The organism is Reticulibacter mediterranei (assembly GCF_016587455.1).
On record NZ_BNJK01000001.1, the window covers coordinates 1,088,895 to 1,112,893 of the forward strand.

Genomic DNA, 23,999 nt, shown 5'->3' on the forward strand with positions numbered 1-23,999 from the left:
GTTCAGGGGAGTTCCTTCTGTATATGATCATCCATAATTCCTGGGAATACACCTACCTTGTGCGGCTAGCCATCCGAACGTTGCAACGTTTGTTCGAGCTGGCGACGCTCAGCGGGCTGAGCCATACGGAACGTTCCCTTCTCGTTGATGAAAACGACACGCGACCCTCGCAGGTCCACAAGCATATCCGGCTTCTTATCTCCATTGAGATCGACAAATTTCAATGTCACCGGTATCAGCTCATCGCCTTCACCAAAAAGCTGAGGACCAATGTAGATACGAGCATGAGCAGCATCCCCGCCAGGAAGTTCGATAATTTCGATATGACGATTCAAATTGATGGCGATAAAATGGCTGGGAGTACTCCCTGACTCATGACCGACCATTGCATCCGTTTGAAATGTACGTGGACGCCCATAATGAATATCATCGAGGATCGTGTTAAACCAGCCAGAAGCCGCGCTCAACCCGGTCCAGAGGAAAAGCATCACAAGCATGCCCACTCCAAGATAAAGGAGCGGATGCGCCTGATGACGCGTCTTTTTCGGTGCCGCCGTCGTCTTCGTTTTCGTCTTAGGATAAGACGTATTTGTCAGAGCCTTTGGCGTTACCGTCGTTCGCCTGGCACTCCCCCGTGTGCCGGGCCTTGTATCGATCTCACCTTCCCACACGGTATCCACCTCCTCGGTGTTTTGCGTGGTAGTGCGAGAGCGAGATGCCCGCTGCATCACTGGTGCAGCGGTCAAACGTCTCCCCGTAGAGGATGCGGTTGTCGCACTTACTGGCCTGTGCCGCAAAACGCTACGGGGAGTAATATCATCTGCCGTGTCTAATGTCGGCATATTCAATTTCTCCTCTCCTTAACAAAGTAAAGCATTCTTCAATTTAAAGAAGAAATATGCCTACAGTCGGAGATCCCCTCTTCAACCATTCATATATAGATGCATACATGAATATAAAAGGTCTATAGGTAATTTGCTGTAGTGACAACTGATACGTATCAAGGATGGGCCTATTTTACCGCAAGTATCCAGAAATTGCAAGAGAAAACTGAGTATCAGGAAAAATAGGTTAGTAGTAGATGATCGCTATTGAATGGGTAAAACAAGATGATATACAATGATACGTTTTTACATAGTTTCAGTGAATTTACGGAGATATTATTAGTATACCCGGCCTTCCGCAAATTTTCCAGGGGGCTATAGGAGAGTTTCGTTCGCGAGAACAGACTGTAAATCCGGGGGCAATGGCGCTTCCAATTCCAGTTCCCGACCGATTATAGGATGCGCAAACGCTAACTGGTACGCATGCAAGAACTGCCGTTGGATGACAAGCCCTGGGCGCACCCGCCCTGAACCGTACATGGGATCACCAACAACGGGATGCCCTATGGCTTGCAAATGGACGCGGATCTGATGCGTGCGCCCTGTCTCCAATTGCAACAGTAACAAAGTATGATGAGCATAACGGTTCAAGACGCGAAAATGAGTCACCGCGTCACGGCTATCCACTGTCGTAATCGTCATCTGCTGACGATGGCGAGGATCACGACCAATCGGCGCATCGATGCTCCCCTTCTCCAACGCTACAGTGCCTTCAACCAGCGCCAGATAACGCTTCACTATCTCATGCCGCTTCATCTGCTCCACCAGAGCCGCTTGCGTGCGCACATCTTTCGCCACGATCAATAGCCCGGTCGTATCCCTATCCAGGCGATGCACGATGCCTGGTCGCAGGTCACTCTCACTTGTGCGCAACTCAGGATAGCGAGCAAGCAAAGCATTGACCAGCGTATCCTCATAATGACCGGGCGCTGGATGCACCACCATGCCAGCAGCCTTGTTAATCACCAGCACATACTCATCTTCATAGACGATATCGAGTGGAAGCGCTCGTGGTTGCACGGTGGTTGGCGTCGCTACAGGAGTGGTACGCAATAGTTGAAGCGTATCCTGCGCACGCAAGGCATAACCCGGCTTCACAGCATGCCCATTCACCAGAATCAGGCCATTGCTGATGAGTTGCTGGACTTGCGTACGTGAAACATCCTCCAAACGGGACACAAGATAACGATCAAGCCGCTGTCCGGCTTGATCGGCTTCAATCGTCCACTGTTCGGGGCTATGAGAATGGGCCACATCAGGATTGTGCATCTTGCTCTTTCGCTTGCAGTGTTCCGCTGTTCGTCACCGATGAAGAAGTATTTTGGCTCGTCTCGTCGCTCTTTGCGCTATGATGCAAACCACCAAACGCGACCAGTACGAAGAGGAGAAAGACCCCAACGGAGATACAGGCATCCGCAATATTAAAAATGGCGAAGTAATAATTAATTTCAGGGATGCGGAAGGAGATAAAATCAACCACATAGCCACTATGACGCGCCCTGTCAATCAAATTGCCAATCGCCCCACCAACGATCAGGCCAAAGACGATCTTATAGAAAAGCGGTCCCGAGTTAATCATCCGAGCATAGAGATAGGCAATCACGCCAATAGCCAGGAGAATAAAAACGGCAAGGAAGTTATTCTGATTTTTAAAGAGACTAAAAGCCGCTCCATTATTCTGGATATATGCAATAACCAGATACTTGCCGAGCAGAGAAATATCTGGTTTACTTCCTGGTGGGTTCAGATTGGCTACGACAAGGGCTTTTGTCCACTGATCAAAGGAGATGACCACAACCGCAGTGAGCAATGCTAAAGCATCATAAAAACGCGCACGCCTGGCTAGCACAATGATTTCCTTCTTCCTTATACTCAAAATCGATCAGGCACGAGCATTGTACCACAATCGTCAGGAAAAGGCACTATGCAGATAGTACCTCTCCCTGAAGCGTGAAAAAAGCAGGGAGGGCCAGCCTCAATCATTGCGTATCCGCGTCGTACAATTCTTCTCTGCTAAGATTGCGTTGTTCCAATGCTTGCTCATCTTTTATGCAACGAGCAGCCCAGGGAATAGCTTCCAGCCTTTTCTCAGGAATCGGTTGCCCACATACCACACAGCGGCCATACGTTCCATCTTTGATACGCTTGAGCGCCGCCTCAACCTCCATGAGTAATGCCTGCTCATTCACCAGGATCGATTGCTCCTGCTGCATCTCCTGAAAATCTGTGGCCGTCTCCTCAAATTCCTGCGGTCCCTCGCTGATCTCCGTTGTATCTACAGGAGTGGGATATGCCTGATCCAAATCCCCCATCTGCGTTCGTAGTTCTGTTCTCTTCTCTTCCAGACGTTTTTTTATCTGCTGCATATCCAGAGTCATGATGCATTATCCTTTCTATGCGATTGACGAAGAGCAGCGAAAAGAAACATGCTCTCAAGCCACTTTTTTCACTTCTCTCCTTATGAGAAAATATACGCAACCAGAGTCGTTTCCGTTTCAATCAGATAGGATGGCCTCTCATGGAGACAGAAAACAGACAACTATTTGTCCCATAGCTTCTTATTTTACCACCATAATACATGATTAATCGTACTATATATGGGTGAGCAATGTAGCAAGAAGCAAACCTCAATGCCTGAGGCCCAGGGCTTTCCAATTCTCCCATCTAGCGGGAGTGCAGAGGGCGGCAGCCCTCTGCCGGGGTGCGGGGTGTCCCCGCAAAAACCTTTTTTCTTCTCTTTTGCGCGCCGTCGCAGGCGGCGCGCGAAGGAGGGAAGGAAACTGGGGACACCCCAGACCCCGGCAGGGAGACCCTGCACCCCTTTGAGCGGAGAACTGGAAAGCCCTGGCCTGAGGCCCCTGAAAATGGGCATCTCTTGCCTGATATGCTATGCTGAAAAGACCACAAAAAGAGATGCGAATGGAACGCTGGCAATACGGGATAAAGGAAGCGAGCTATGACAGAACCACGAGTACCACAACAAGCTGAAGAGGGTACACCCGCGTCTTCAAGCCAGGATATACCTTCTATCTTTAGTGATTTTGATCTCTATCTATTCGGACAGGGCAAACATTACCATATCTATGAAAAGATGGGCGCGCATCTGCGCACGGTTGAGGGAGTGACGGGCGTCAACTTTGCTGTCTGGGCACCAAATGCTCAGACGGTCTCCGTGATAGGCGATTTCAACGACTGGCAACGAGGCGTGACCCCCATGCACCTGCGCCATATAGATCTGGGTGTCTGGGAGTGCTTCGTGCCAGGATTAGAGGCCGGAGCTGTGTACAAATACGCAATCATCTCGCGTTTTCACAACTATATGGTTGATAAAACAGACCCCTATGGTTTCGCCGCCGAGCTACGCCCACAAAACGCCAGCATCGTGGCTGACATTCAGCGCCATCAATGGCAAGACAACACCTGGCTTGAGCAGCGCAGCCAGCACCAACAATTCAGCTCGCCGATCTCAATTTATGAGGTGCATCTCGGGTCGTGGCGTCATGTTCCCGAACGCCACCTGGAAGGAGCTGTCGAAGAAGATCGTTTCATGACCTATCGCGAGTTAGCTCACGCCCTGGCAGCATACGTTAAAGATATGGGATTTACACATGTGGAACTGCTGCCAATCACTGAACACCCGCTCGATGCGTCATGGGGCTATCAGGTCACAGGCTACTATGCTCCCACCAGTCGCTTTGGCACGCCGGAAGATTTCCAATATTTTGTCGATTACATGCATCAGCAGGGTATAGGAGTCATTCTCGACTGGGTGCCTTCACACTTTCCCAAAGATGGTCACGCCTTGAGCTATTTTGATGGCACACATCTCTATGAATACGCTGATTCGCGCAAAGGAGAGCATAAAGACTGGGGAACGTATGTGTTCGATTACGGACGCAGCGAGGTGCGCAATTTTCTTGTCGCCAATGCCCTGTTCTGGCTGCGCGAATACCACATCGATGGGTTCCGTGTAGACGCCGTTGCCTCAATGCTCTATCTCGACTATATGCGGCCCGATGGCGAATGGGTAAGCAACCAGCATGGAGGACGCGAGCACCTGGAAGCAGTAACATTCCTGCGCCAGCTTAACGAAGCTGTGTATGCAGAGGTTCCTGGCACCATTACCGTTGCAGAAGAATCGACATCCTGGCCGCTGGTATCGCGCCCCACGTATATAGGTGGTCTCGGCTTTAGTTTCAAATGGAACATGGGCTGGATGCATGATATGCTGGAATATATGCACATGGACCCCATCTATCGGCGCTACCATCACAACAATATCACCTTCTCGCTGATGTATGCCTATTCAGAGAACTTCATCCTGCCGCTCTCGCATGATGAGGTGGTCCACCTCAAAGGCTCACTATTGACCAAGATGCCTGGCGATCTCTGGCAGCGTTTTGCCAATTTGCGCGCCTTTTTCGGCTATATGTGGGGGCATCCAGGAAAGAAGCTCCTCTTCATGGGCGGCGAGTTTGGGCAATGGCATGAGTGGAACGAGGCCGAAAGCCTCGACTGGCACCTGCTTGAGCCTCCCAGCGATCCGCATCATGCCCACTTGCAACAGTTCGTGCGTGATCTCAACGCGCTCTATCAGCAAGAACCGGCACTCAGCGCGCTCGATACTGACCCACAGGGCTTCTCCTGGATCGATCCGCACGATTCGGATAATAGCGTCATCTCTTTTATCCGTCGCAGCACCAAACCAGAAGAGACGCTCATCTTTATATGCAATTTTACGCCCATGCCGCGTTTTGGATATCGAGTGGGAGTACCAGACCCGGGAAACTACTATGAAATACTCAATAGCGATCACACATGTTATGGGGGAAGTGGCATCATCAACGATCAACCTATGCCAAGCGCACCCATCTACTGGCAATCATGCCCGCATTCTCTATTGTTGACATTACCTCCGCTCGCCACCACAATCTTAAAATGTCGAGCGATGAATAATACATCCAAAGAACGGAAAGAGACCGTAGCGTATGAGTCGTAATAATAGTAATCATAATCATCGCAAAAGTGAGAAATCAGTGACCCGCATTCGTCCACGAAGAGATGGGCATGTCACAGAGGATGAGCGATTGCTCCATCGTCCAACGCAGCCACTTGTAAAGCCAACAGAGCCGACGCCGATCGAGCAGGTCAAAATCGAACAACACTCTGTTGAACGTGGCATGCACTTTGACTTTACCATTACCGACCCCTGGCGCGTCTTCCGCATCATGAGCGAGTTCGTCGAGGGCTTCGATGCGCTGGCCCACATTCCGCCATCAGTGGCGATCTTTGGCTCAGCCCGCACTAAACCTGATGATCCATCATATGCCGCAGCGATAGAAACGGCTCGTCTGCTGGCAAAGGCCGGCTTTGGCATCATTACAGGCGGCGGCCCCGGTATCATGGAGGCAGCCAATCAGGGCGCACAGGAAGGAGAAAACTGCTCAATTGGTTGCAATATCGAGCTTCCCTTTGAACAAGCATCTAATCCCTACCTCGATATTGCGCTCGATTTCCGCTACTTCTTCGTACGCAAAACGATGTTTGTCAAATATTCCAATGCCTTTATCATCTTCCCCGGTGGCTTTGGCACGATGGACGAACTGTTCGAGGCGTTGACGCTCATTCAGACGAAGAAAGTCAGCCATTTTCCGGTCATCCTCTACGATTCTAAATATTGGAAAGGCTTGATCGACTGGCTACGTCAGACAATGCTGATCGAAGAGAAAGTGTCGCCCGAAGATCTGGATCTGCTCCACCTTTCGGATGACCCAGAGGAGATTTGCCGTATTGTTTGTGAGGCGTATCAGGAGAGCTATCGTTTAGAGCGAGAACATCCGCTGCATTATAGCGAACAGACTATTCGCTAGATGCCCTTTCCAGCGTGCAACCAGGAAGGACGCTCCGCTTGTCAGGCGGGTTTGCTCTTGCCCTGTGTTGCACAACGTGGCACAGAATCGGCTACTATTGGTGTCAATTTTGCTGTCATTGCTCACTCCCATAAATTCGCATCAATGGCTGATGTGGCCCTTGGTTGTTGCCAAGGGTTGCAGTCCCCGACGGCTCTCCCGCATTGTTGCTGATGAAGGGGAGATCCAGCCACAACCTCGCGAACAACATTGTGCAGATACAAAACGCCCAAGCAGCGAGTCACGTCTCTCCCTCAGAACTATTGACAGGCTTTTGTCTCAGGAAGCTGCCCCCGAGTATTGTCAGGAAGCCGAACAGACTTGTCCAGAAAAGTGGCCGAAGCAGCCAATGGGTGAGTATCCAGGTATCCCGTCCAGGTGACACTCCCAGGCGGATTTGTTCCTGAGCGATCAGCATCTGCCCCATCGTCTCTATCGTACTCAAGGCCAGACACGTGAGGCCCAGGATGGCAAGCCAGCGAGAGCATCTCCAGTCCCCAGAACCCTCGACATGCATCAGGCTCCAGATCCCGAGACCCAAGGTGGCCACAGCCAGAGGAACTAAACTGCTATCGATCAGCGAGAACAGTGCGGAGAGGTGGTTGCCGAGTGTGTATAAATCGGAGATACGCTCAGCGTTCGCACACTTAGAACCAGGGCAATCGCTGAAAAACAGAAAAATGGAATCGCTCCCCTCATTCCAGGAGACGATGACATTGCCCACAGCCCCAAGTAAAACAACAAGCGATCCACTGACGATCAGCAGGGCGCCTTTGCGAGAGAGCATCTATCAACTCCTTTTTCCAGAAGAACGCACATCAAAGGGGTCCCCATCAGCGCAAAAAAACACGACTATTTGTCGTATTGCTTAACATGCTCATTTTAACAGAAGGGCTTGTCGTCGTCGAGATAGGCGACAAGCCTTTTTCAACGGAAATCGAAGAAAGCCTCTTCTTTTCCTCTTGGTCAGCAACAGTGAGGATGAGCCCTCACCTGCATTATTGCTGATCAGAAAAGGGGCAGGAGGCGCTCTTCGATTTCGCCAAGACATGCTTCGGAAGACGAGCAGCAGTCCTGCGTGCTCCCCGTTTGACTGACGGCGAGTGCAACAGTATACTCTGGGAGAGAACAAAGCCGAGGAGGGACCCGATGGCGAACCAGGAGGACGTGGCTCGACTGAGAAAGAACTTTGATCGCTTCAGAAAGAGTGAAGCGTGGTGGCACTACTTGGGAAAGCACCATCCAATAGTGTGGTATCTCCTTTCATCTCTTCAAGGTTTCCTTTTTGCTGATTATTGGCAAGAAGAGTGTCATCCCCCAACGTCGTGGAACCGCTGGCGAGAGCATCATCCCGCTGTGCAGCCTGATCTCAGCGGAGCCGATCTCCACGCAGTTAACCTCCATAGGGCCAATCTACGTGGTGCTGACCTGAGTGAAGCTGAACTGTTGATAGCCAACCTGAGCGGGGCGAAATTAAGCTATGCAGATCTGAGTGGTGCTGACCTGAGCGGGGCTAACCTGCATGGGACCAATCTCGAACAAATTACGGTCAAGAGGGCCAATTTCCAGGGAGCGGACCTGCACGGCATCCCGTGGCTCCTCGTCATGGACCTCCCCCTGCAACCGGGGGTGAACTTCTCCGGCATCGAGTGGGACGGCTCACCTGACGAACAAGGCAGCTCTTTCCCGACGCTCTGAAACCACTTCTCATATCCCTTCTCGCTCAGCAAAAATGCGGGTGAGCCGTGCACTTAGCTGTTTTACAACGTAACGCGGATACGTTGTTTGCATCCTTTGCAGAAATTACTACCCATTTTACGACCTTGAACTGCCTTCCTGCTCCATCATCGCTAGGTAAAATCCTTACTCCAGCACTGCGACTCATGGTCCACAAAACACGGTGAATCTCATCTCGGATATCCGGTTTGTTCAGAAGTGCTACAAGGGAATGATGCAGATGTTCATCTGGCGCAAGATCTCCGGTAGCTGAGGCAATGCTCCAGCACTCGAAAGGAGCAATTTACTGATTGGAGAGCATCGAGACCAGTACGAACAAACTCTTGTCCCTCCCCTCTTTGAGACCTCCTCCTCTTGTTCGTTTATAGAGGTAAAAGAGGAGTATGTCGTTTTTTTAGGAGGTGTCACATGGCTCAAGCGTCAGATGAACAATCACCGGCAACGATCCGACCAGATGAGAGGGAACAAGGGACTGCATTCTTCAAGCCGCAACAGCAACAGGGCAAACAGAGAGAGAAGAGCGATTGGATCGGGTTACGAGGGAAGACCCTATGGGATTGGGTCAGTGTTCTGCTTCTTCCCCTTATGATCGCTGCTGGGTCCATCTGGTTTAGTAACCAACAGAGCGAAACGAGCGCCCATATTGCTCTTGATCAACAGCAAGAGGCCACCCTGAAAGGGTACATGGATGATATCAAGGAATTGGTCCTTGAGAAGCATTTACAAACGTCTCAAACGGGGAGTCAGGAGAGAACAATAGCCAGAACCCTCACGCTCTCTGCATTGCAACAACTGGATGGAGATCGTAAAGGCAGATTAATCCAATACATTTCCAACCTCGGATTACTGCAAAAAGAGCATCCCATAATTGGTTTGAGTGGAGCGGATCTCTCACGGGCCAATCTGTCTTCTTTCATGCTCTCTCGCAGTCTGGTCTATGATGTCGTGAGAATGTCTCTTCGAGATGCGAATCTCTCAGGAGCAGATTTAACCGAGGCAGATTTGATGGGAGCAGATTTGCAAGGGGCGCAGCTGAGAGGGACGGATTTGCGAGCAGCGAATTTGACGGCGACGAACTTGGAAGCCGTCGATCTCACCGATGCGAATGTCCGACCAGAACAGCTTTCCAAAGTCTACTCTCTCAAAGATACCATTCTGCCTTCAGGACATGTCTTTCCGGATCGAATCTGGGCAACCATCCCAGGAAGAGATGAGCGGTGTGCGGTGCTGAATTCAGAGGGGCAGTGTTATGATCTGAAGCTCAACCAAACTAACCCTGCTCCATAGCAGTTGATGAGACACTGATAGACCCTCATACTAGACAGCACTGAAAGAAACCGGCAAAGCTGCTTGACGGCTTCACGAAGAGGGTAAACCTGCCAAAGCTCATCTGACCACTATTTAACTCATTGGCGGCAGCTGCTCTGGATATTGCGCCTGCGGCCGATCCTCTTTCAGCATATTGTTGGTATGCCCTGGAGCTTGTTCCTGATACCCCTGTTCATAAAGTGGCTGTTCTGGCAGAGAACGCTCCAGGGCAGTTTGTGAGGGCTGCACGTCAGGAGACGTTGGTGTGAGCTTCTCAAAGAAGGCGAGGATCTGCTAAAGAAGACGATAGATCCAGGCCGGGTGCACTGCCGACCAGAGGATGAGCAAGCTTACCCCTATGGAGAAGAGCATCAGGTAGTTTTGAGACGCGAGTCCATACAGCACAAGCAGGACGACAAGGATCGGGAAGAGGTGCCGTTAGATCTTCTCCTGAAATTGCAAATATGAAAGAATTCCTCCAAGAGTAGCAGCAGCAAAACCAACTAAGGCGACATATACACGAGAGATACCATCAAATCCAGCAATAGATGCTGTCGCAGTTGTAAGAATAATTAAGATGATTTGTAGCCAGTTGCACCATACCTGCCGTCTATCAGTATCTTTTTCCCGCTTATTCACATACTCATCAACTGAAGAGCGAAACGCATTTCGCTCGGCAATTTTCTGCTTGTTTTCAGCCTCAATAGCATCTTGCCTAGCCTGTTCCTCGCGCTCTATCCTCTTTTGTTTGGCTATCCTTGCAAGCCGCTCCCTTGTAACACGCTCGTTTTCTTCTTGCTCTTCTTGTTGAAATTTTTGATTCACAGAGGCTACAACACCAGCTTCGATAACCTATAGCTGCTTTGCGATGAGCATTGGACCCATTGTTTCTTGCGATTTTGCTTCCTGAGCAATCAATGCATCCCGTTGAGTAATGAACTCTTCTTCCGTAATTTCTTTGATTCTTCGTTTTGTGTAGAGTTCATCTAGCTCATAGAGAAATGTACGAGAAACTGGAAGGTCGGGCACTGGTTCTATTGAACCCTGGCCTCCCGAACCGCCAAAAGTGGTCATCTATTTTGCAGAGCCTGCCAGGCAAATCGACCCTATTCGCTATGAAAAAAAGAGCAGAAAGGCACCACAAGGTCCGCGTTATGCCAGCTATGAACGAATAATACAAGCCCAAACATTAAGTGACATTTGGTAAACCATTTTTAATCAGGAGGACAGTCCCAGAGAACACCAGAGAAGTTTGTGCCTGGTTGCAGGGTGAGGTTCTTGATGATCAGCCAGGGGATGCCACGCAGGTCGGCTCCCTGGAAGTCCGCGCCGCTCACTGTGACCTGTTCCAGATTGGCCCCCTGCAAGAGGGCTTTGGTGAGCTTTGCGGCGTTGAGGTTAGCCCTGCTCAGATTGGCATGGTCCAGGGAAGCGTTGCTCAGGTCCGCACCGCTCAGGTCCGCCTGGTTCAGCAGGGTAGAGTTCAGCCTGGCCCTGTTTAGAACGACGTTGGTCAGCCGGGCCTGGCTCAAGTCGGCTTCACTCAAGACGGCACCGCCCAAGTCTGCTCCGTCCAGGTTGGCCTGGGTCAACCTGGACAAGTTCAGCCTGGCCCGGTTCAGCGAGGCATTGGTCAGTTGGGCCTGGTTCAGCTGGGCTCGACGCAATTTGGCATCACACAACTGAGCCGCGCTCAAGTCCGCACCGCCGAGGTCAGCGTCACTCAGGTCGGCGTACGCCAGCCTGGCTCCACTCAACGAGGCACTGGTTAGCCTGGCCTGGTTCAGCTTGACCCAGCGCAGGTCTGCACCACTCAGGTTGGCCTCGCTCAGATTCGCTCTCATCAGCTTAGCATTGCTCAGGTTGGCTCCACTCAGATCAACATCGCTCAGGTCAGTATCGCTCAGATCGACCATCACATCTGGATATTGCTCTCGCCATTGGTTCCACCCCGCTACTCCTTGTCTCAGCCAGACAACGAGTTTCCGGTTTGCCATGAAGGACTCTCCTTGTTGCATTCTCTCCCCAGAGTATAATGGCGCATTTGTAGCAAGTCAAACTGGCAGAACTTCGTACTGATGCTTGGTACGTTTCCGACGCCATATCTTTTCGTTTGTGAAGGGTGCAAAATCAAGTGGGCCTGTTACTGATCTTTGAACTACTGGAAAACAGTTTGACCACTCGACCTATCTAACTCTCGCACATGCTCTACGCAATGTCCAATCGCTGCCAGAGTGCGCTCGAAGATTGGATGACCGGGAACAAAAGAGGCTTCATCCTGTACCTCTGGCATGTTGAGAAAACGTTGGTGTGTCTGGTAGAGCATATCGCGGAACACCTCTATGGGCTGCTCTCCTATGAGCGTCACCATTGCCAGATTCATTGCATCATAGGTGAGAGGAGCTGGTGCCTCTCCTGGCAGGAGACCAGGGAGACAGGCAATAGCAATCACTTCCCATCCAACAATATGTGCCAGGACTTCACGCGGCCCCCGGGAACCGTTCACTCCTCGTGCAGCGGCTTTCATGGCAGGTGTGATCAGTCTCTCATGAGCATCTGCAAGGGATTGTAAGAGGTCAATTCGTTCCGTCATGTATCTCTTCCTTACTGGAGGATTTTAGTTGTTCCACGATTTGCCACAAGTGTATCCGCTATCTGGCGAGCGCCTTCTTCTGAATTGACCGCCACTGTCACCTGAATGATCTCTTCCATAATAGGTCATCCTTTCTTCGCCGGTACTTGCTGAAATATATCCCTCGCCAATGGCCTGTCAGTGTGATCCTGGCGAAAAGGTACGATATCCCATGGGACTGGCACGTTCTTTAATGAGCAAGAATGACATCGTGATGTGTGCCTATTTCAATCCCGCCTCTCTGGCACGGATAATGGCTTGTGCGCGATCTGCCACCTGGAGCTTGCTGAAGATATTGGAGACATGGTTGCGCACGGTTTTTTGACTCAAAACTAAACGCTCTGCTATCTCTGCATTGTTGCAGCCCCGAGCGATGAAGACGAGGATCTCTCGTTCTCGCTGGGTCAATTCGGGAAAAGCCTGGGGAAGCTGCATGGTGCCCAGGGTGGCGAAGTAGTGAGTGAGGCGTTTAGCTATCGAGGGGCTGAAAATCGCTTCTCCCCGGCTGACGGCGGTGATGGCTCGCAGAATCTCGGCCTGATCCGCACCCTTGAGCAGATAGCCACGCGCACCCGCTCGCATCGCTGAGAACACGGAGTCGTCGTCTTCAAACATCGTCAGCACAAGGATGCCAATATGCGGACTGGTGCGCAGGATAGCGCGGGTGGCCTCGATGCCATTCTGTCCGGGCATGTGCAGATCCATCAGGATCACGTCCGGCAGAAGTGCCGCCGCTTGCGCGATGGCTTCATCGCCTGTAGAAACCTCGCCCACGATCTCTGTTTCTGACACTGAGATCAGCAAAGTACGTAGACCGTCGCGGAAAATAGGATGGTCGTCGGCGATCAGCACGCGAATGGATTCCATGGCTTATTCTCCTGATTGTAGGCTGGTATCGTAGCGGGCGGCAGGCTGTTCTGGAGGCTCGTCCTTCACCAGTGGGAACTGTACCAGCACGTGCGTTCCCGATGTTGCCCTGGATTCGATCTGGCAGGTCCCCCCCAACTCGTCGGCACGTTCGCGCATCGAAGCAAAGCCCACGCCTGCATGATAGTGAAGCGGCAGGCCCACGCCATCATCGACCACCTCCACGGTCAGCACGTCAGCCACCTGAAGACGAACCCAGCACCTCCGCGCATTGGCATGACGGACAACGTTGGTCACAGCTTCAAGCACGATGCGATAGGTTGCTACCTCGACGGCTGCGGGCAGCGAAGGCAGGGATGACGGCGCTTCCATCACCATCTGGGCGCCACCCACTTGACTATAGTGGGCAATCTGCTCATGCAGTGCCGAAACCAGTCCAAGCTCGTCCAGTGCCGGCGGGCGCAGATCATAGACGAGGCGGCGAATATCTACAATCGTGGCCTGGGTTTGCGCCTTCAGATCGAGCAGAAGAGGGTCCAGCGCGGGCGAGTTTTGAGCGAGCAGGTTGCGGGCGGCATCCAGCTTGAGCGTCATGCTAGCGAGCGTGGGACCAAGCCCATCGTGCAGATCGCGACGCAAGCGGCGGCGCTCCTCTTCGCGCGTCGCGACCAGATGTTCGCGGGACCGCTGTAAGTCAGCTGTCAGACGTACTGCATGCGCGGCCACGCTGACCTGAGAAGCAATAACCGTAAGCAATTTGCGATCAGCGGCTGTAAAGGTTTCGCTGGCATCTCGGGGAGCCAGTTGCAGCTGCCCAACCAACTCGCCCGAATGGAGTAGTGGGAGCGTCAACAGCTCGCGTTGAGCCAGGCCACAGGCCGCAGCGATAGCAAACGTCTCTCCATGCTTCAAGCTGATCGCCACGTAGGGTAGCTTGAGGGCTTGAGCCACCGTCTGAACCACTGTCGGCAGCACCGCTTCAGGGATCGGCGTCGCCTCAAGATGAGCGCCCAAATTCGCAAGTACGGCATAAGGATCGTCACGCTCCCCATAGATCAAGCGATTGACAAAGCGCTGAAGGCGAACATGAAGCGGCTGAAACAATACTGCTACAAGACCTGTTGCCAGCAATGAGGGGAGAAATGTACTTGAGGGATGAAAGAGCATACCCGCCAGACTGACGACCAACACATACAGGCCAACCACGCTCCCAGTCAGTGTGCCATAAACGAGCGTGCGGTGGATGATGATCGTAATATCAAAGAGGCGATGGCGCAAGATGGCAATCGCCAGCGCGAAGGGATAGGGCAAAACAAGCAGACCGAGCGCATTACTGCTCAAGACGGGATATCCAAGCAGATTGGGCAATTGCCAGAGCAGGAGGCCCCCCCCGCCGGAGAGCAGGGCAGCATACATGAGCCAACGAATTTTCTGACGCTCGTCGTAGCTCTGTTCTGTCTTATATGACCAGATGATGCTCATGAGTGCCAGGATGGTAGCGATGGGTGGAAAGATGTCCTCTGCCAGAATCCACAGCCCAATCCATGAGAGCATGCTTGAGGACAGCGGCCATGCGACGAGCAGCGAGATGAGCGCGATGGCGTAGGGAACGACGTAGAGCAGCGGGATCACAAAGCGCCGTTTCACGATCAGAGCATGTGGTCGAGGAAAGATCAGCGCAAAGTGCAGCAGCGCGGTCCAGAACAGCAGGAAGCAGCCAATAGTGGTCGCCTTGAACAGCCAGAAACCGATGCCATTGATCAGATCGCCGACCTGCAAGCCGAGTGACCACGTCGTAGCGCCTAGCATGCTCGATGCCGCGAGGAATTGCACTCTGGCAGCAGGCTCCCCAGGACGCAGCAGCACAACAAACACAGCTACCAGGAAAAAGACCAGGGCATAGAGAATCGTGCTCCACTCTTGCGCTGCAAGAGTGGCCAGAGGATATGGCCCAAGCGTCACGGGCACATCTTGAACATGCCCGCTGCGCAGAACGTGGTAGATGATCGTTTGACCACTCTGCCAGTGTGGACGCTGCACCCCCACCCTGAAGAGATCTTGCGCCCACGCTTCCAGGCTTTTCCCCTCGACGGCCACAACGATATCCCCCTTGTGCAATCCGCCTGGTTGCAGAGGCGTGATGACGACTCCATCGTGCCGCCAGACGGATTGGCCTGGAGCGAGGCGCGCGCCATCAGAGGGGGTCGCCAAGTGGAGCAGGAGGAAACTGATTCCCAACAAGACAGCCCCCAGAGCGACGATGATGGCAAGATGGGTACGGATCGATTGCGTCATACGCTCACGCCTTCCACAAGTTGTAAGGGATATGCTGCTATCTCAGCGTATTGTACCACCTTGCAGGCGAGAACATACGGCACGCAAGGGGTGAGTGATAACAAGAGACTACTTTATACTTCCACAAAGGAACGCTGGGGGTTCTGAGGGTCAATCAGAACAGAAATGCTGGAACCTGGAGCATATTTTTTCGGATAGAAAGTGCGACGCTCACTGTGGAAGGTATGCGTCTGTCGCGTTTGAGGATTGACCCACCGTGCGACGACCACATAATACGTAGATGATTCTGTCCGATAGTATGTCCCGTTCGCTGTTGTATAAGGAACTTGCCTGCTCTCCCGTTTTGTCTGAATCTCTGCGACAATGGCAGTAATACATCTGCCATTTCTTTTTAGCCAATTGATATCTGAAGCCCGCTTTGTGGCCCGTATGACACCATACAGGCCAATGAGTGCCCCAGCCCCAGCGCCAATCAACGCACCAGTGGAATTGGCGGTAAGGATATCGAGGGGGGAAACTATACTTGCAACACTGCCCGATCCATGAGAGAGGACCAGCGAAAGAATGGCTCCCCCCAATGCGCCAACTATGGTAAAGATGACGGCTGCAAGCAGCGAAACAAGAAAGGAATAGCCCAGTCTTAAACAGCCCATTGTGTTTCCTCTTTTTATTTAGAATAGGACGACCCTGGTCTTCGCCTCTCGTAGTCGAAGATTGAGAACTGCCAGCACAGATTGCATGGCTAATCGTTCTGCGAGCGAGACGGCTAATCGTTCTGGCTTTCAGCTGATAGTGCTGGAAGTTGATACCGTGGCAGCAAGAGCAGCACGCCCATCGCTATCGGCAGCAAGTAATGGACAAATGGAGGCATATCGTTCAGGATCACAAACGCTATTGTCCCTGCAAGCGAATAGACGATGATAACCCATCCCAGCCAGCGTGGGAGAATGCGCGTCAAGGCAATCGCTGCGCCATACATGATTGCTGCAAAAAAGATGAGCACTGTGTAGACCTGAAAGATGGTGCTGTCCCAGAGACTCAATTGCTGATAGAGCGCGGGAATCGCGTTTGTTCTGGCGGTTTCTTGCGCGGCCCAGTACTCGATGCTGCGCCTGAACGTCATATCAAGGAGGAAGAAGCCAGTAGCCAGCGTTAGTGCGATCAGGCCCCAGAATGAGAAGACGTGATTGCCTCTCTCCCACAAGATGGATGTGAGGCGCGCAAAGCCCAGTAGCGACACGACCACGGCAATGCAGAACAGCAGCAGCCCCCACTGCCAGCTTGACCAGTGATGAAAGACGGCGATCAGGGCTTCTCGCATGGGCAAGTCATACATAGAGGTGCCTTTCTCGTCCGTAGGAGAGAGAGCGGCAGCTACCAAAAACAGGACGCATCCAAGCATAAGCATGATTCCGGTGTAGCGGCGCTCAGTCCAAAATGGGTAGCGGGATAAAGATGCCTCTTTTCCAGCAAGCATTGCTTTCACCTCCAGCTCTCTCAATTCGCCTTCTCATCTGTGAGAGCTGGACGGGCCACAGAGGACTGGCGTGCCGAAGGAAGGACTGCTAGCACGATCACCACCACATACAAGGCGGTCAGCACCGTGCAGAGTCCTTTCATCAGCATCGCATAGGAAAACACCACGCCGCTTATCGCAAAGAAGATGGCGAAGACCGAGACGACGACAGCCAGCCACATGCCCCATCGTTTGACGATGAAGACACCCGCTGCTGCGACCAGACCAAGCACACCCAGGATCACGCTGGCATAGAGCACGATAGCCGGAACAGAATCGCCTCCATCCTCGGGCAGCAGGACGATTCCCCAGAATAAGAGCGTAGCAAGGATCAGCAGAAAGCTAGTAATGATGAGTAGTGTTGGGCGTTGCGTTTTCATGATGTTGCTCCTATGGCTCTGGCCTCACCAGAACCATACTCACGGCGTGCGCCGCTTACTGCACTACAATTGTTAGATTCATTCCAGGGTGTATTGTACAATAGATGTGATAGATGCCAGCTGTTGTAAATGGGCCAATCGTTTTTGGGTCACTAATGATATCGACTTTGTTCAGCGTCGGAGCGCCGGACTCGACCTGTGAATGGGCAGAGCCGCTAGCATCCCACGCCCCATTTTGGAGAATATGCTCCACTGAACTGTCATTCACAACGAGTAGACTCTTGCCCTTTGGCACCAGTACGACATCCTGGGCGAAGGTCGTCGCTGTCATATGAATGACTGGTTGCCCGTCTTGAGTCGTCGTTGCTGCGCTCGTCTGGGGAACGACGGTCACAACTATCGAGAGCAAGATCAGGCCAACAGTGAGGCCAGCAAATCCGCTCAGCGAGACAGCAGTATAGCGCGGCAAGACTGGCACTGTTCCCTGCGCCCGACGCCTCGCTATGATGGTGGCAATGCAGGAGGCAAGCGAGACCAGGCCGAAGGCGACGATGAGGACCAGGAGGGCGAATTCATAATTGGACTGACCAGGGTGTGCGTAGGTATAGAGATTGTGCGGCTGAAAGATCGGATCGATCAAGGTGAGCAGGGCGACAATCGCGCCCAGGTAGAGGGCATAGCGCCAACGAGTAGTCAGCACAACGGCAGTTAACAAGATCAGCGATGCCTCAATGACAATGGGAGGAATGAAGATCTTTGCGACGAAGAGGGCATAAAAGAATATAACATATACTAGGAAGGCATAGCCAAAGAATGCAATACGTACGAGCTTGCCAAGCGGCTCCCTGGTGGGAAGACTGGGACGGCGAACCGGATCGGTCAGATCGGCCAGTTCTGGACGACGCTTTTTGATCTCCATAAGTGGTCAAACTCCTTTCTCTGATCGTTCATACTTGAACAGATTGCTTGATGCGTTCCTCTTGAACGATCATCACTCGTGTTGGCTTCTAACTGCCTACAGCGTAGCCGATAGGAAGGCTCCTTGAGATGTGAGCAGCGTCCTGACTGCACTGGGAAGAATTGTCCCGACCCATCCGGGTGCAGAGTCCCAAGGCGGTCGGACAGGACAACAAACAAGGAGCGAAGAGTTGACCTAATACCTTTTCATCAAACAGTCTGGTTGTGTTATGCTATTTACGAACAAGACATCGTTTTAGAGTAGCTTTAAAACAGAAAGTTAGAAGCGTGAAATTCATAAAAACAAATGTAGAGAGGGACAAAACAACATCACTCAATAAACGATTCATGTTTTTGATTGCTTTTGCATGTGGTTTAGGGATTGCCAACCTGTACTATATCCAGCCGTTGCTTGCTGAAATAGGCCAGAGTTTTGCCCTTTCTATCGAGCAAGTTGGCTTCATTGCAACATTATCTCAACTGGGATATGCCGCCTGATCGAGCGTTTTTTATCCACGTTGTGACGGATCTGCTGCGGCTCTAGGCCGGGCGCTGACCAGAAGAGAAGGCAATACAGGATACCTCCCGGCAGCCCGCCGAGAGCGGCTCCAGTCCCATCAGCAATGATGACATGGCTACCTGCAAAGGCTCCAAGAGGAATAAGTCCCAGGCCAACGAGAATTTTTAGGTATTTCATGGCGCCTTTTTCTTTTAATTACCTAGCTTTTTGTTTCTACTCCAAATAGACGCACCTGTGGTTTGCCAAGCTAAATGTCCCAAGTGGTTAGGATATGGATCAACGCTGGAAAGTGGTCCATCAGCCAGAAAAACCACACTGAATGGTTGAGCCATGCAAAGTGAATCGGGAGAGATCTACGCATCTCATGTGTTTCTGGGTACAGGACTGCAGCGCGTTTTTGAACCATCTCCTGGCTCTTCCGCAGGCGCGCTTCCGTGATTGACAAGCTGGAGGGCATGGAGGTATGTTGACGGTATCAAAGCCTGGGCAAAAAAGCCAGATGATCTCTGCTCCGATCTCTCTGAACTGTTTTTTCCCGTGAGTGTGGATGGGCAATATGGGGCTTTGAGCCACCTGCTTGTGGTATACTGAAAGGATGTTAACGCCTCTAGAGATGGAGGCGCATCTTTGTGTCTTGCAAACATCAAAGCAACAAGGAGCATGCACAGCATGGCAAATCAGGAACACGTTGATCTTCTCAAACAGGGAGTGCCAGCATGGAATGCCTGGAGAGAGCAGAATCTATCTCTCGACACACCTGACCTCAGAGAAATCAACCTCGCAGGTGCTGATCTCACCAATGCCAACCTCGCAGGCGTTTGGTTCTCTGGAACCAACCTCTCCTCTGCCAGGCTCGCAGGTGCCAAGCTCAGAGCAACTGACTTCACAGGCGCCAAGCTCGCAGGTGCTCACCTCGAAGGTGCCGACCTCCCTGGTGTCAGCCTCAAGAGAGCTAACCTGAGCGGAGCCAACCTCGAAGGGGCCGACCTCCACGAGACCAGGTTCGAGCATACCGATCTCTCACATGTCAACCTCAAAGGTGCCAACCTGAGCGGCGCTATGGGAGAATTTGTCGTCCTCACACATGCCGACCTCACCTCTGCCAACCTCGAAGGGGCCAACTTCAAACTTGTTGACTTCACCTCTGCCAACCTCACACATGCCAACCTTGCAGATGCCGACCTCTACGCTCCCAACTTTACACATGCCGACCTGACAGGTGCCAATCTCTCTCGAACCCACATCATAAACGCCATCACGAAAGGAATCAAAGGGCTCTAGGGGTTGTTCGAGGGATGTTCGCGGCCCCCAGCATCCCTCCTACGGCCTCTGCCACTCGACCGTTGCTCTGCACTTCCTTCCACCAACAAGCTTTGTTCGCGATATGCTTTCACCAAGAATGAGACAGATTCGGCGACATGGATTCACTCCACCTGCCTTCCCCCCTCGACAATAGACTCCCCCTATTCTCTTCTTCCCACTCAAGAACACCCTGCACTGCATCGACACTGCCATGATCAGCGACACGCGCAACATGTCCAAGGTGCCCATGACAAGGGCCAGATCACTGAGGGGCCGGATTGACGCTAACGTGTCACGTCCGGTTCTGAAGCCGAGTGGAGGAGGTGACTCCTCCGCTTAAGTTAACATCCATCGCTACCAAACGTTTGAAGAAGCTCATACGCATCTCCAGGCATTTCTTGAAGATGTCTACAATGCGAAACGCTTGCACTCTTCTTTAGGCTATGTACCTCCTAATGAGTTTGAATTGATGAGACGTTAATAGCTTGTTGGTCTGCACTTTTGGGGGGCATTCCACTCCTAATGTTTTCGCTGTGAAATAATTCACAGCGATCATTTAATGTATTCGTCTTGTTGACTGGCTTGATGGTAATCCACCTGCTCCTATCCGCGTTTCAGCTCTTGAGAGGCTCTACAACGCAGCGTAAGGAGTTTGCCAGCAGTGTCCAAACCGGGTCAAGGGACGCCTTGGACATCAGCCTGTCTTCGCCCCCGCTGGCGTGTTCTCTCTGCATCAAGGAAAGTGAGGGTGAGCCACTTAATTATCCAATTTTGGCCCACAAAGTAAAGTGATTTATATATATGATAGCGGCCAAAGTGGAAAACATCCTCGCGTTGCCGGAATTTGTTGTTTATTTTCTCCTTGTGGTATCATGACACAAAGTACATGATTCATCCTTGCAAAGAGAGAAAGCGAGGAAGATGATTTGACCAGTCCCATGCCTTCGGCACAGAGAAACTTGCCGCCGTTGTTGACCACGAAGTTGACCATTCCTCCTCGACGCTCCAACACATTGGAGCGACCAGTCCTTTACCAGCGTCTCGTGCCAGCCAGCACGCAACCCCTCACATTGATTTCGGCACCGGCAGGCTTTGGCAAAACCACCCTCCTGGCTACCTGGGCCGCCTGCGACGAAAATGTCGCCTGGATCTCACTCGATGCCTCAGAAAACGACCCATTGCTTTTCTGGTCCTACTTCACTGCTGCTTGCCAACGCGGGCAACCTGACCTAGAACGTCAGGTTGCCCCTGTGCTGCAACAAGCTGGTCCCCTTGATGTTGAGGCGCTTCTGGCAGTACTGATCAATACGCTGGCACACACCTCATCTCCTCTATTGCTCATTTTAGATGACTATCATGTGGTGACAACCCAGGAAATCCATCAACAGATGACGTTTCTGATCGAACATCTGCCAGCCGCACTGCATCTGATTATCAGCACCCGCGTTGATCCGCTGTTCCCCCTGGCTCGATTTCGGGCACGTAATATGCTCAACGAACTACGTACTTTTGACTTGCGCTTTTCAACGGAGGAGACGATTCTATTTCTACAGCAGGAATTGGAAGCGGCCCTGATTGTACAACCTATGCTTGATGTGGTCGAGGATAAACTGGAGGGATGGCCCGCCGGACTCCACCTGCTGGCGCTTTCGCTCAAGAAGCGTTCTGATGGCATTCAATGGCTCACCGCCTGGGGCGGTCAACATCACCATATAACGACGTACCTGAGTGAAGAGGTCTTGGTGCACCAAACGGCAGAGATACAGGAATTTCTGCTCTGCACGTCGCTCTTCCCACGCCTCACCGGCTCGCTCTGTGATGCTCTACTGGAACGTGGAGATGGGACGGAAATGCTGGAATCACTTGCTCAGGCCAATCTCTTTCTTACTGCCCTCAACGAGGAGCACTCCTGGTACCACTATCATCACCTTTTCGCGGATGTGCTCCGACACCGACTCTACAAGACTATGAGCAAAGAGCGCATCGCGCAACTCTGCCAACGAGCCTGCGCCTGGTATTTGCAACACGATCTATTGCTAGATGCCGTGGAGGCTCTTGTGCTCGCAGAAGATTATGCTCAGGCCGCCGATTTGCTCGAACGACAGGGCATCCCTATCGCTCAGGGCTATCCTTATACCCGTTTTATCTCCTGGATCGAACATTTCCCCGCATCTATTCTTACCCTGCATCCCGACCTGGCCAATTGGTATGCTTCGGCGTTAATGATGTTGGGCAAATTAGCGCGGCTTGACTATGCGCACACTACGGCGGCAGCAGGCTTTGAGGCTCAGGGCAACACGAGTAAGCAGGGGATGGCGCTGGCCTACAACGCGATCCGCAGCTACTGGACAGGCAAGAGTTCCGCGTTTGCTGCCCTGTGCAAGCAGGCTCTGCCCCTGCTTACCGATCAGGAAGGCAGCATCAGCACCACACGAGCGATCCTTCATGGCTTCACCATGCTGCAAGAGGGTCAGGTTCAGGCTGCCATACCACTGTTTGAGCAATGGTTACATGTCCATGAGCAGACTCCCACCTTCACAGGCTTTCTTGCGGGCTGTATCATGCGCCGCGCTGATCTCTTGTGGATGCAAGGCCAGCTCCATGCGGCTGCTCCCCTCTACCAGCAGGTCATGGAGCGTGCGAAAGTCTTGCCTTTTCCGGTCAGCGAGGCACAATACCGCTGGAGCAAGGTGCTTCTGGAATGGAACAGGTTAGCTGAGTCCGAAACCTTTCTCCAGCTTGCCTTGCAAGAGGCACGACGCATGCAGCACAGCAATTTGTTGAGCCTGGGAGCAACGCAACAGGCTCGCCTCTATCTGGCTCGTGGCGAGATGACGCGGGCGGAAGCGACGCTCAAAGAAGCCGCATATATGGCTCAACAACATCAGCACCAGGAAGCATGGCAGGAAGCGCTGATCGAGCAAGGCCGTCTGGCCTTGCTCCAGGCAGACGAGGAAGCGTTTGAGCGGTGGAGGGTACGGATGAACATCAGCAGTGGAAGTTCGCCGAGCTACGCGCAAGAAGAGACGTTTCTGCTTCTTTCACGCTGGCTGATTCACCATCAACAGGCAAAGCAGGTGTTGGCTCTCCTGCCCCGCTGGTGCCAGACTGCTCAGGAGAGCGGGCGCGGGCTGCGCGTCATGCAATGCTCGCTTGTCCAGGTTCTGGCTCACGCGGCTCTGCAAGAGCAGGCTCAGGCCTTCGCTCTCCTGGAACAGGTGGTGCAACAAGCCGAGCGCGGTGACTATATGCGCCTCTTTCTCGATGAAGGCTCGGCCATGCAGGAGGTACTTATTGCTTTGTCTAGGCGTAGCAGTCCAGGGTCTCTGTACGTTCAGAAACTGCTCGCGGCTTTCCCTCAAGCCACACCTTCCGCGAGCCTGCCATCAAAGAGCATGCCCCTTACACTATCTCAAATGACTTGCCTTGACCCCCTGAGTCCACGAGAGAGAGAAATCCTGCGATTGATCGCAGATGGTGCCACTAACGAAGAAATCGCCGAACAACTGGTCATCGCTTATACCACTGTCAAACGCCATGTGAGCAATATTCTCCTCAAACTGGGAACCAGCAACCGCACCCAGGCAGTTGCGCGCGCCCGCGAGCAGGGCTGGCTCTCTTCTCAGCCGGAGACGTAGCCGAACCATCGCACGAGCCTCCTTTCAACCCGACGATAGCAATGGGGTGTAGAC

Annotated in this window: 24 protein-coding genes; 7 read left to right on the top strand and 17 right to left on the bottom strand. The window is 52.4% G+C overall.

Features of this window, described 5'->3' with window-relative positions:
* Nucleotides 1-65 precede the first annotated feature (65 nt).
* The 4 genes from K3T83_RS04855 to K3T83_RS04870 form a co-directional block, all read right to left on the bottom strand.
* Complete coding sequence (locus tag K3T83_RS04855; protein ID WP_220201846.1) at nt 66-842, bottom strand: hypothetical protein; 777 nt, start codon at nt 840-842, stop codon at nt 66-68.
* Nucleotides 843-1,199: 357 nt separating this feature from the next.
* Nucleotides 1,200-2,153 (bottom strand): RluA family pseudouridine synthase, encoded by a 954-nt coding sequence (locus tag K3T83_RS04860; protein WP_220201847.1) that lies wholly within the window; start codon nt 2,151-2,153, stop codon nt 1,200-1,202.
* Nucleotides 2,140-2,733, bottom strand: coding sequence for a signal peptidase II (gene lspA / locus K3T83_RS04865; RefSeq protein WP_220201848.1), 594 nt, complete (start codon nt 2,731-2,733; stop codon nt 2,140-2,142). The genes K3T83_RS04860 and lspA overlap by 14 nt, the downstream gene beginning before the upstream one ends.
* Nucleotides 2,734-2,863: 130 nt before the next feature.
* Nucleotides 2,864-3,262 carry a TraR/DksA family transcriptional regulator gene (locus K3T83_RS04870; protein ID WP_220201849.1) on the bottom strand — a complete coding sequence of 133 codons (399 nt, stop codon included), beginning with the start codon at nt 3,260-3,262 and terminating at the stop codon, nt 2,864-2,866.
* A gap of 578 nt (nt 3,263-3,840) precedes the next feature.
* Between K3T83_RS04870 and glgB the strand changes: the two genes are divergently transcribed.
* Both glgB and K3T83_RS04880 read left to right on the top strand, forming a co-directional pair.
* Nucleotides 3,841-5,883 (top strand): 1,4-alpha-glucan branching protein GlgB, encoded by a 2,043-nt coding sequence (glgB, locus tag K3T83_RS04875; RefSeq protein ID WP_220201850.1) that lies wholly within the window; start codon nt 3,841-3,843, stop codon nt 5,881-5,883.
* Entirely contained in the window at nt 5,873-6,754 is an 882-nt protein-coding gene (locus K3T83_RS04880) for an LOG family protein (RefSeq protein ID WP_220201851.1), read from the top strand. Before glgB ends, K3T83_RS04880 begins: the two co-directional genes overlap by 11 nt.
* A gap of 280 nt (nt 6,755-7,034) precedes the next feature.
* Here K3T83_RS04880 and K3T83_RS04885 read toward each other — a convergent pair whose 3' ends face one another.
* The gene (locus tag K3T83_RS04885; protein ID WP_220201852.1) at nt 7,035-7,580 is read right to left on the bottom strand and encodes a hypothetical protein; all 546 of its coding nucleotides are present in this window, start codon (nt 7,578-7,580) and stop codon (nt 7,035-7,037) included.
* A 362-nt stretch (nt 7,581-7,942) separates the two neighbouring features.
* Between K3T83_RS04885 and K3T83_RS04890 the strand changes: the two genes are divergently transcribed.
* Together K3T83_RS04890 and K3T83_RS04895 are read left to right on the top strand one after the other, a co-directional pair.
* On the top strand, nt 7,943-8,491 hold the full coding sequence (locus K3T83_RS04890) for a pentapeptide repeat-containing protein (protein ID WP_220201853.1): 549 nt from the start codon (nt 7,943-7,945) through the stop codon (nt 8,489-8,491).
* Between the two features lie 447 nt (nt 8,492-8,938).
* A complete protein-coding gene (locus tag K3T83_RS04895) occupies nt 8,939-9,817 on the top strand; it encodes a pentapeptide repeat-containing protein (protein WP_220201854.1) in 879 nt (292 codons plus the stop codon).
* A 114-nt stretch (nt 9,818-9,931) separates the two neighbouring features.
* Here the strand turns inward: K3T83_RS04895 and K3T83_RS04900 are convergent, their stop codons facing one another.
* From K3T83_RS04900 to K3T83_RS04955, 12 genes are all read right to left on the bottom strand, one after another.
* Nucleotides 9,932-10,087 carry a hypothetical protein gene (locus K3T83_RS04900; RefSeq protein ID WP_220201855.1) on the bottom strand — a complete coding sequence of 52 codons (156 nt, stop codon included), beginning with the start codon at nt 10,085-10,087 and terminating at the stop codon, nt 9,932-9,934.
* 189 nt (nt 10,088-10,276) lie between these two features.
* Complete coding sequence (locus K3T83_RS04905; RefSeq protein ID WP_220201856.1) at nt 10,277-10,663, bottom strand: hypothetical protein; 387 nt, start codon at nt 10,661-10,663, stop codon at nt 10,277-10,279.
* A 27-nt stretch (nt 10,664-10,690) separates the two neighbouring features.
* Nucleotides 10,691-10,912 carry a hypothetical protein gene (locus K3T83_RS04910; protein WP_220201857.1) on the bottom strand — a complete coding sequence of 74 codons (222 nt, stop codon included), beginning with the start codon at nt 10,910-10,912 and terminating at the stop codon, nt 10,691-10,693.
* A 140-nt stretch (nt 10,913-11,052) separates the two neighbouring features.
* Nucleotides 11,053-11,835, bottom strand: a complete 783-nt coding sequence (locus tag K3T83_RS04915) for a pentapeptide repeat-containing protein (protein ID WP_220201858.1) — start codon at nt 11,833-11,835, stop codon at nt 11,053-11,055.
* 161 nt (nt 11,836-11,996) lie between these two features.
* Nucleotides 11,997-12,431 (bottom strand): hypothetical protein, encoded by a 435-nt coding sequence (locus K3T83_RS04920; RefSeq protein WP_220201859.1) that lies wholly within the window; start codon nt 12,429-12,431, stop codon nt 11,997-11,999.
* A 261-nt stretch (nt 12,432-12,692) separates the two neighbouring features.
* Nucleotides 12,693-13,337, bottom strand: a complete 645-nt coding sequence (locus tag K3T83_RS04925) for a response regulator transcription factor (RefSeq protein ID WP_220201860.1) — start codon at nt 13,335-13,337, stop codon at nt 12,693-12,695.
* A gap of 3 nt (nt 13,338-13,340) precedes the next feature.
* Nucleotides 13,341-15,632, bottom strand: a complete 2,292-nt coding sequence (locus K3T83_RS04930; protein ID WP_220201861.1) for a histidine kinase — start codon at nt 15,630-15,632, stop codon at nt 13,341-13,343.
* A gap of 113 nt (nt 15,633-15,745) precedes the next feature.
* Nucleotides 15,746-16,285, bottom strand: a complete 540-nt coding sequence (locus K3T83_RS04935; protein ID WP_220201862.1) for a DUF3592 domain-containing protein — start codon at nt 16,283-16,285, stop codon at nt 15,746-15,748.
* A gap of 113 nt (nt 16,286-16,398) precedes the next feature.
* Nucleotides 16,399-17,109, bottom strand: coding sequence for a hypothetical protein (locus K3T83_RS04940; protein WP_220201863.1), 711 nt, complete (start codon nt 17,107-17,109; stop codon nt 16,399-16,401).
* A gap of 20 nt (nt 17,110-17,129) precedes the next feature.
* Nucleotides 17,130-17,528: a hypothetical protein gene (locus tag K3T83_RS04945; RefSeq protein WP_220201864.1), complete on the bottom strand. Its 399-nt coding sequence runs from the start codon at nt 17,526-17,528 to the stop codon at nt 17,130-17,132.
* Nucleotides 17,529-17,583: 55 nt separating this feature from the next.
* Nucleotides 17,584-18,447, bottom strand: a complete 864-nt coding sequence (locus K3T83_RS04950; protein ID WP_220201865.1) for a cupredoxin domain-containing protein — start codon at nt 18,445-18,447, stop codon at nt 17,584-17,586.
* A gap of 498 nt (nt 18,448-18,945) precedes the next feature.
* A complete protein-coding gene (locus K3T83_RS04955; RefSeq protein ID WP_220201866.1) occupies nt 18,946-19,182 on the bottom strand; it encodes a hypothetical protein in 237 nt (78 codons plus the stop codon).
* Between the two features lie 492 nt (nt 19,183-19,674).
* On the opposite strand from K3T83_RS04955, the gene K3T83_RS04960 reads away from it, so the two are divergent.
* The 3 genes from K3T83_RS04960 (at nt 19,675) to K3T83_RS04970 (ending at nt 23,945) form a co-directional block, all read left to right on the top strand.
* The gene (locus K3T83_RS04960) at nt 19,675-20,286 is read left to right on the top strand and encodes a pentapeptide repeat-containing protein (protein WP_220201867.1); all 612 of its coding nucleotides are present in this window, start codon (nt 19,675-19,677) and stop codon (nt 20,284-20,286) included.
* A 367-nt stretch (nt 20,287-20,653) separates the two neighbouring features.
* Complete coding sequence (locus K3T83_RS57810) at nt 20,654-20,788, top strand: integrase core domain-containing protein (protein ID WP_220208170.1); 135 nt, start codon at nt 20,654-20,656, stop codon at nt 20,786-20,788.
* Nucleotides 20,789-21,233: 445 nt separating this feature from the next.
* Nucleotides 21,234-23,945 carry a winged helix-turn-helix domain-containing protein gene (locus K3T83_RS04970; RefSeq protein WP_220201868.1) on the top strand — a complete coding sequence of 904 codons (2,712 nt, stop codon included), beginning with the start codon at nt 21,234-21,236 and terminating at the stop codon, nt 23,943-23,945.
* The last annotated feature ends 54 nt before the right edge of the window (nt 23,946-23,999 follow it).

What these genes read in the sequence shown, in the direction of transcription:
- K3T83_RS04855 (WP_220201846.1), bottom strand. Translation starts at nt 842, where the DNA reads ATGCCGACATTAGACACGGCAGATGATATTACTCCCCGTAGCGTTTTG.
- K3T83_RS04860 (WP_220201847.1), bottom strand. Translation starts at nt 2,153, where the DNA reads ATGCACAATCCTGATGTGGCCCATTCTCATAGCCCCGAACAGTGGACG.
- K3T83_RS04870 (WP_220201849.1), bottom strand. Translation starts at nt 3,262, where the DNA reads ATGACTCTGGATATGCAGCAGATAAAAAAACGTCTGGAAGAGAAGAGA.
- glgB (WP_220201850.1), top strand. Translation starts at nt 3,841, where the DNA reads ATGACAGAACCACGAGTACCACAACAAGCTGAAGAGGGTACACCCGCG.
- K3T83_RS04880 (WP_220201851.1), top strand. Translation starts at nt 5,873, where the DNA reads ATGAGTCGTAATAATAGTAATCATAATCATCGCAAAAGTGAGAAATCA.
- K3T83_RS04885 (WP_220201852.1), bottom strand. Translation starts at nt 7,580, where the DNA reads ATGCTCTCTCGCAAAGGCGCCCTGCTGATCGTCAGTGGATCGCTTGTT.
- K3T83_RS04890 (WP_220201853.1), top strand. Translation starts at nt 7,943, where the DNA reads ATGGCGAACCAGGAGGACGTGGCTCGACTGAGAAAGAACTTTGATCGC.
- K3T83_RS04895 (WP_220201854.1), top strand. Translation starts at nt 8,939, where the DNA reads ATGGCTCAAGCGTCAGATGAACAATCACCGGCAACGATCCGACCAGAT.
- K3T83_RS04910 (WP_220201857.1), bottom strand. Translation starts at nt 10,912, where the DNA reads ATGACCACTTTTGGCGGTTCGGGAGGCCAGGGTTCAATAGAACCAGTG.
- K3T83_RS04915 (WP_220201858.1), bottom strand. Translation starts at nt 11,835, where the DNA reads ATGGCAAACCGGAAACTCGTTGTCTGGCTGAGACAAGGAGTAGCGGGG.
- K3T83_RS04920 (WP_220201859.1), bottom strand. Translation starts at nt 12,431, where the DNA reads ATGACGGAACGAATTGACCTCTTACAATCCCTTGCAGATGCTCATGAG.
- K3T83_RS04925 (WP_220201860.1), bottom strand. Translation starts at nt 13,337, where the DNA reads ATGGAATCCATTCGCGTGCTGATCGCCGACGACCATCCTATTTTCCGC.
- K3T83_RS04930 (WP_220201861.1), bottom strand. Translation starts at nt 15,632, where the DNA reads ATGACGCAATCGATCCGTACCCATCTTGCCATCATCGTCGCTCTGGGG.
- K3T83_RS04935 (WP_220201862.1), bottom strand. Translation starts at nt 16,285, where the DNA reads ATGGGCTGTTTAAGACTGGGCTATTCCTTTCTTGTTTCGCTGCTTGCA.
- K3T83_RS04940 (WP_220201863.1), bottom strand. Translation starts at nt 17,109, where the DNA reads ATGCTTGCTGGAAAAGAGGCATCTTTATCCCGCTACCCATTTTGGACT.
- K3T83_RS04945 (WP_220201864.1), bottom strand. Translation starts at nt 17,528, where the DNA reads ATGAAAACGCAACGCCCAACACTACTCATCATTACTAGCTTTCTGCTG.
- K3T83_RS04950 (WP_220201865.1), bottom strand. Translation starts at nt 18,447, where the DNA reads ATGGAGATCAAAAAGCGTCGTCCAGAACTGGCCGATCTGACCGATCCG.
- K3T83_RS04955 (WP_220201866.1), bottom strand. Translation starts at nt 19,182, where the DNA reads ATGAAATACCTAAAAATTCTCGTTGGCCTGGGACTTATTCCTCTTGGA.
- K3T83_RS04960 (WP_220201867.1), top strand. Translation starts at nt 19,675, where the DNA reads ATGGCAAATCAGGAACACGTTGATCTTCTCAAACAGGGAGTGCCAGCA.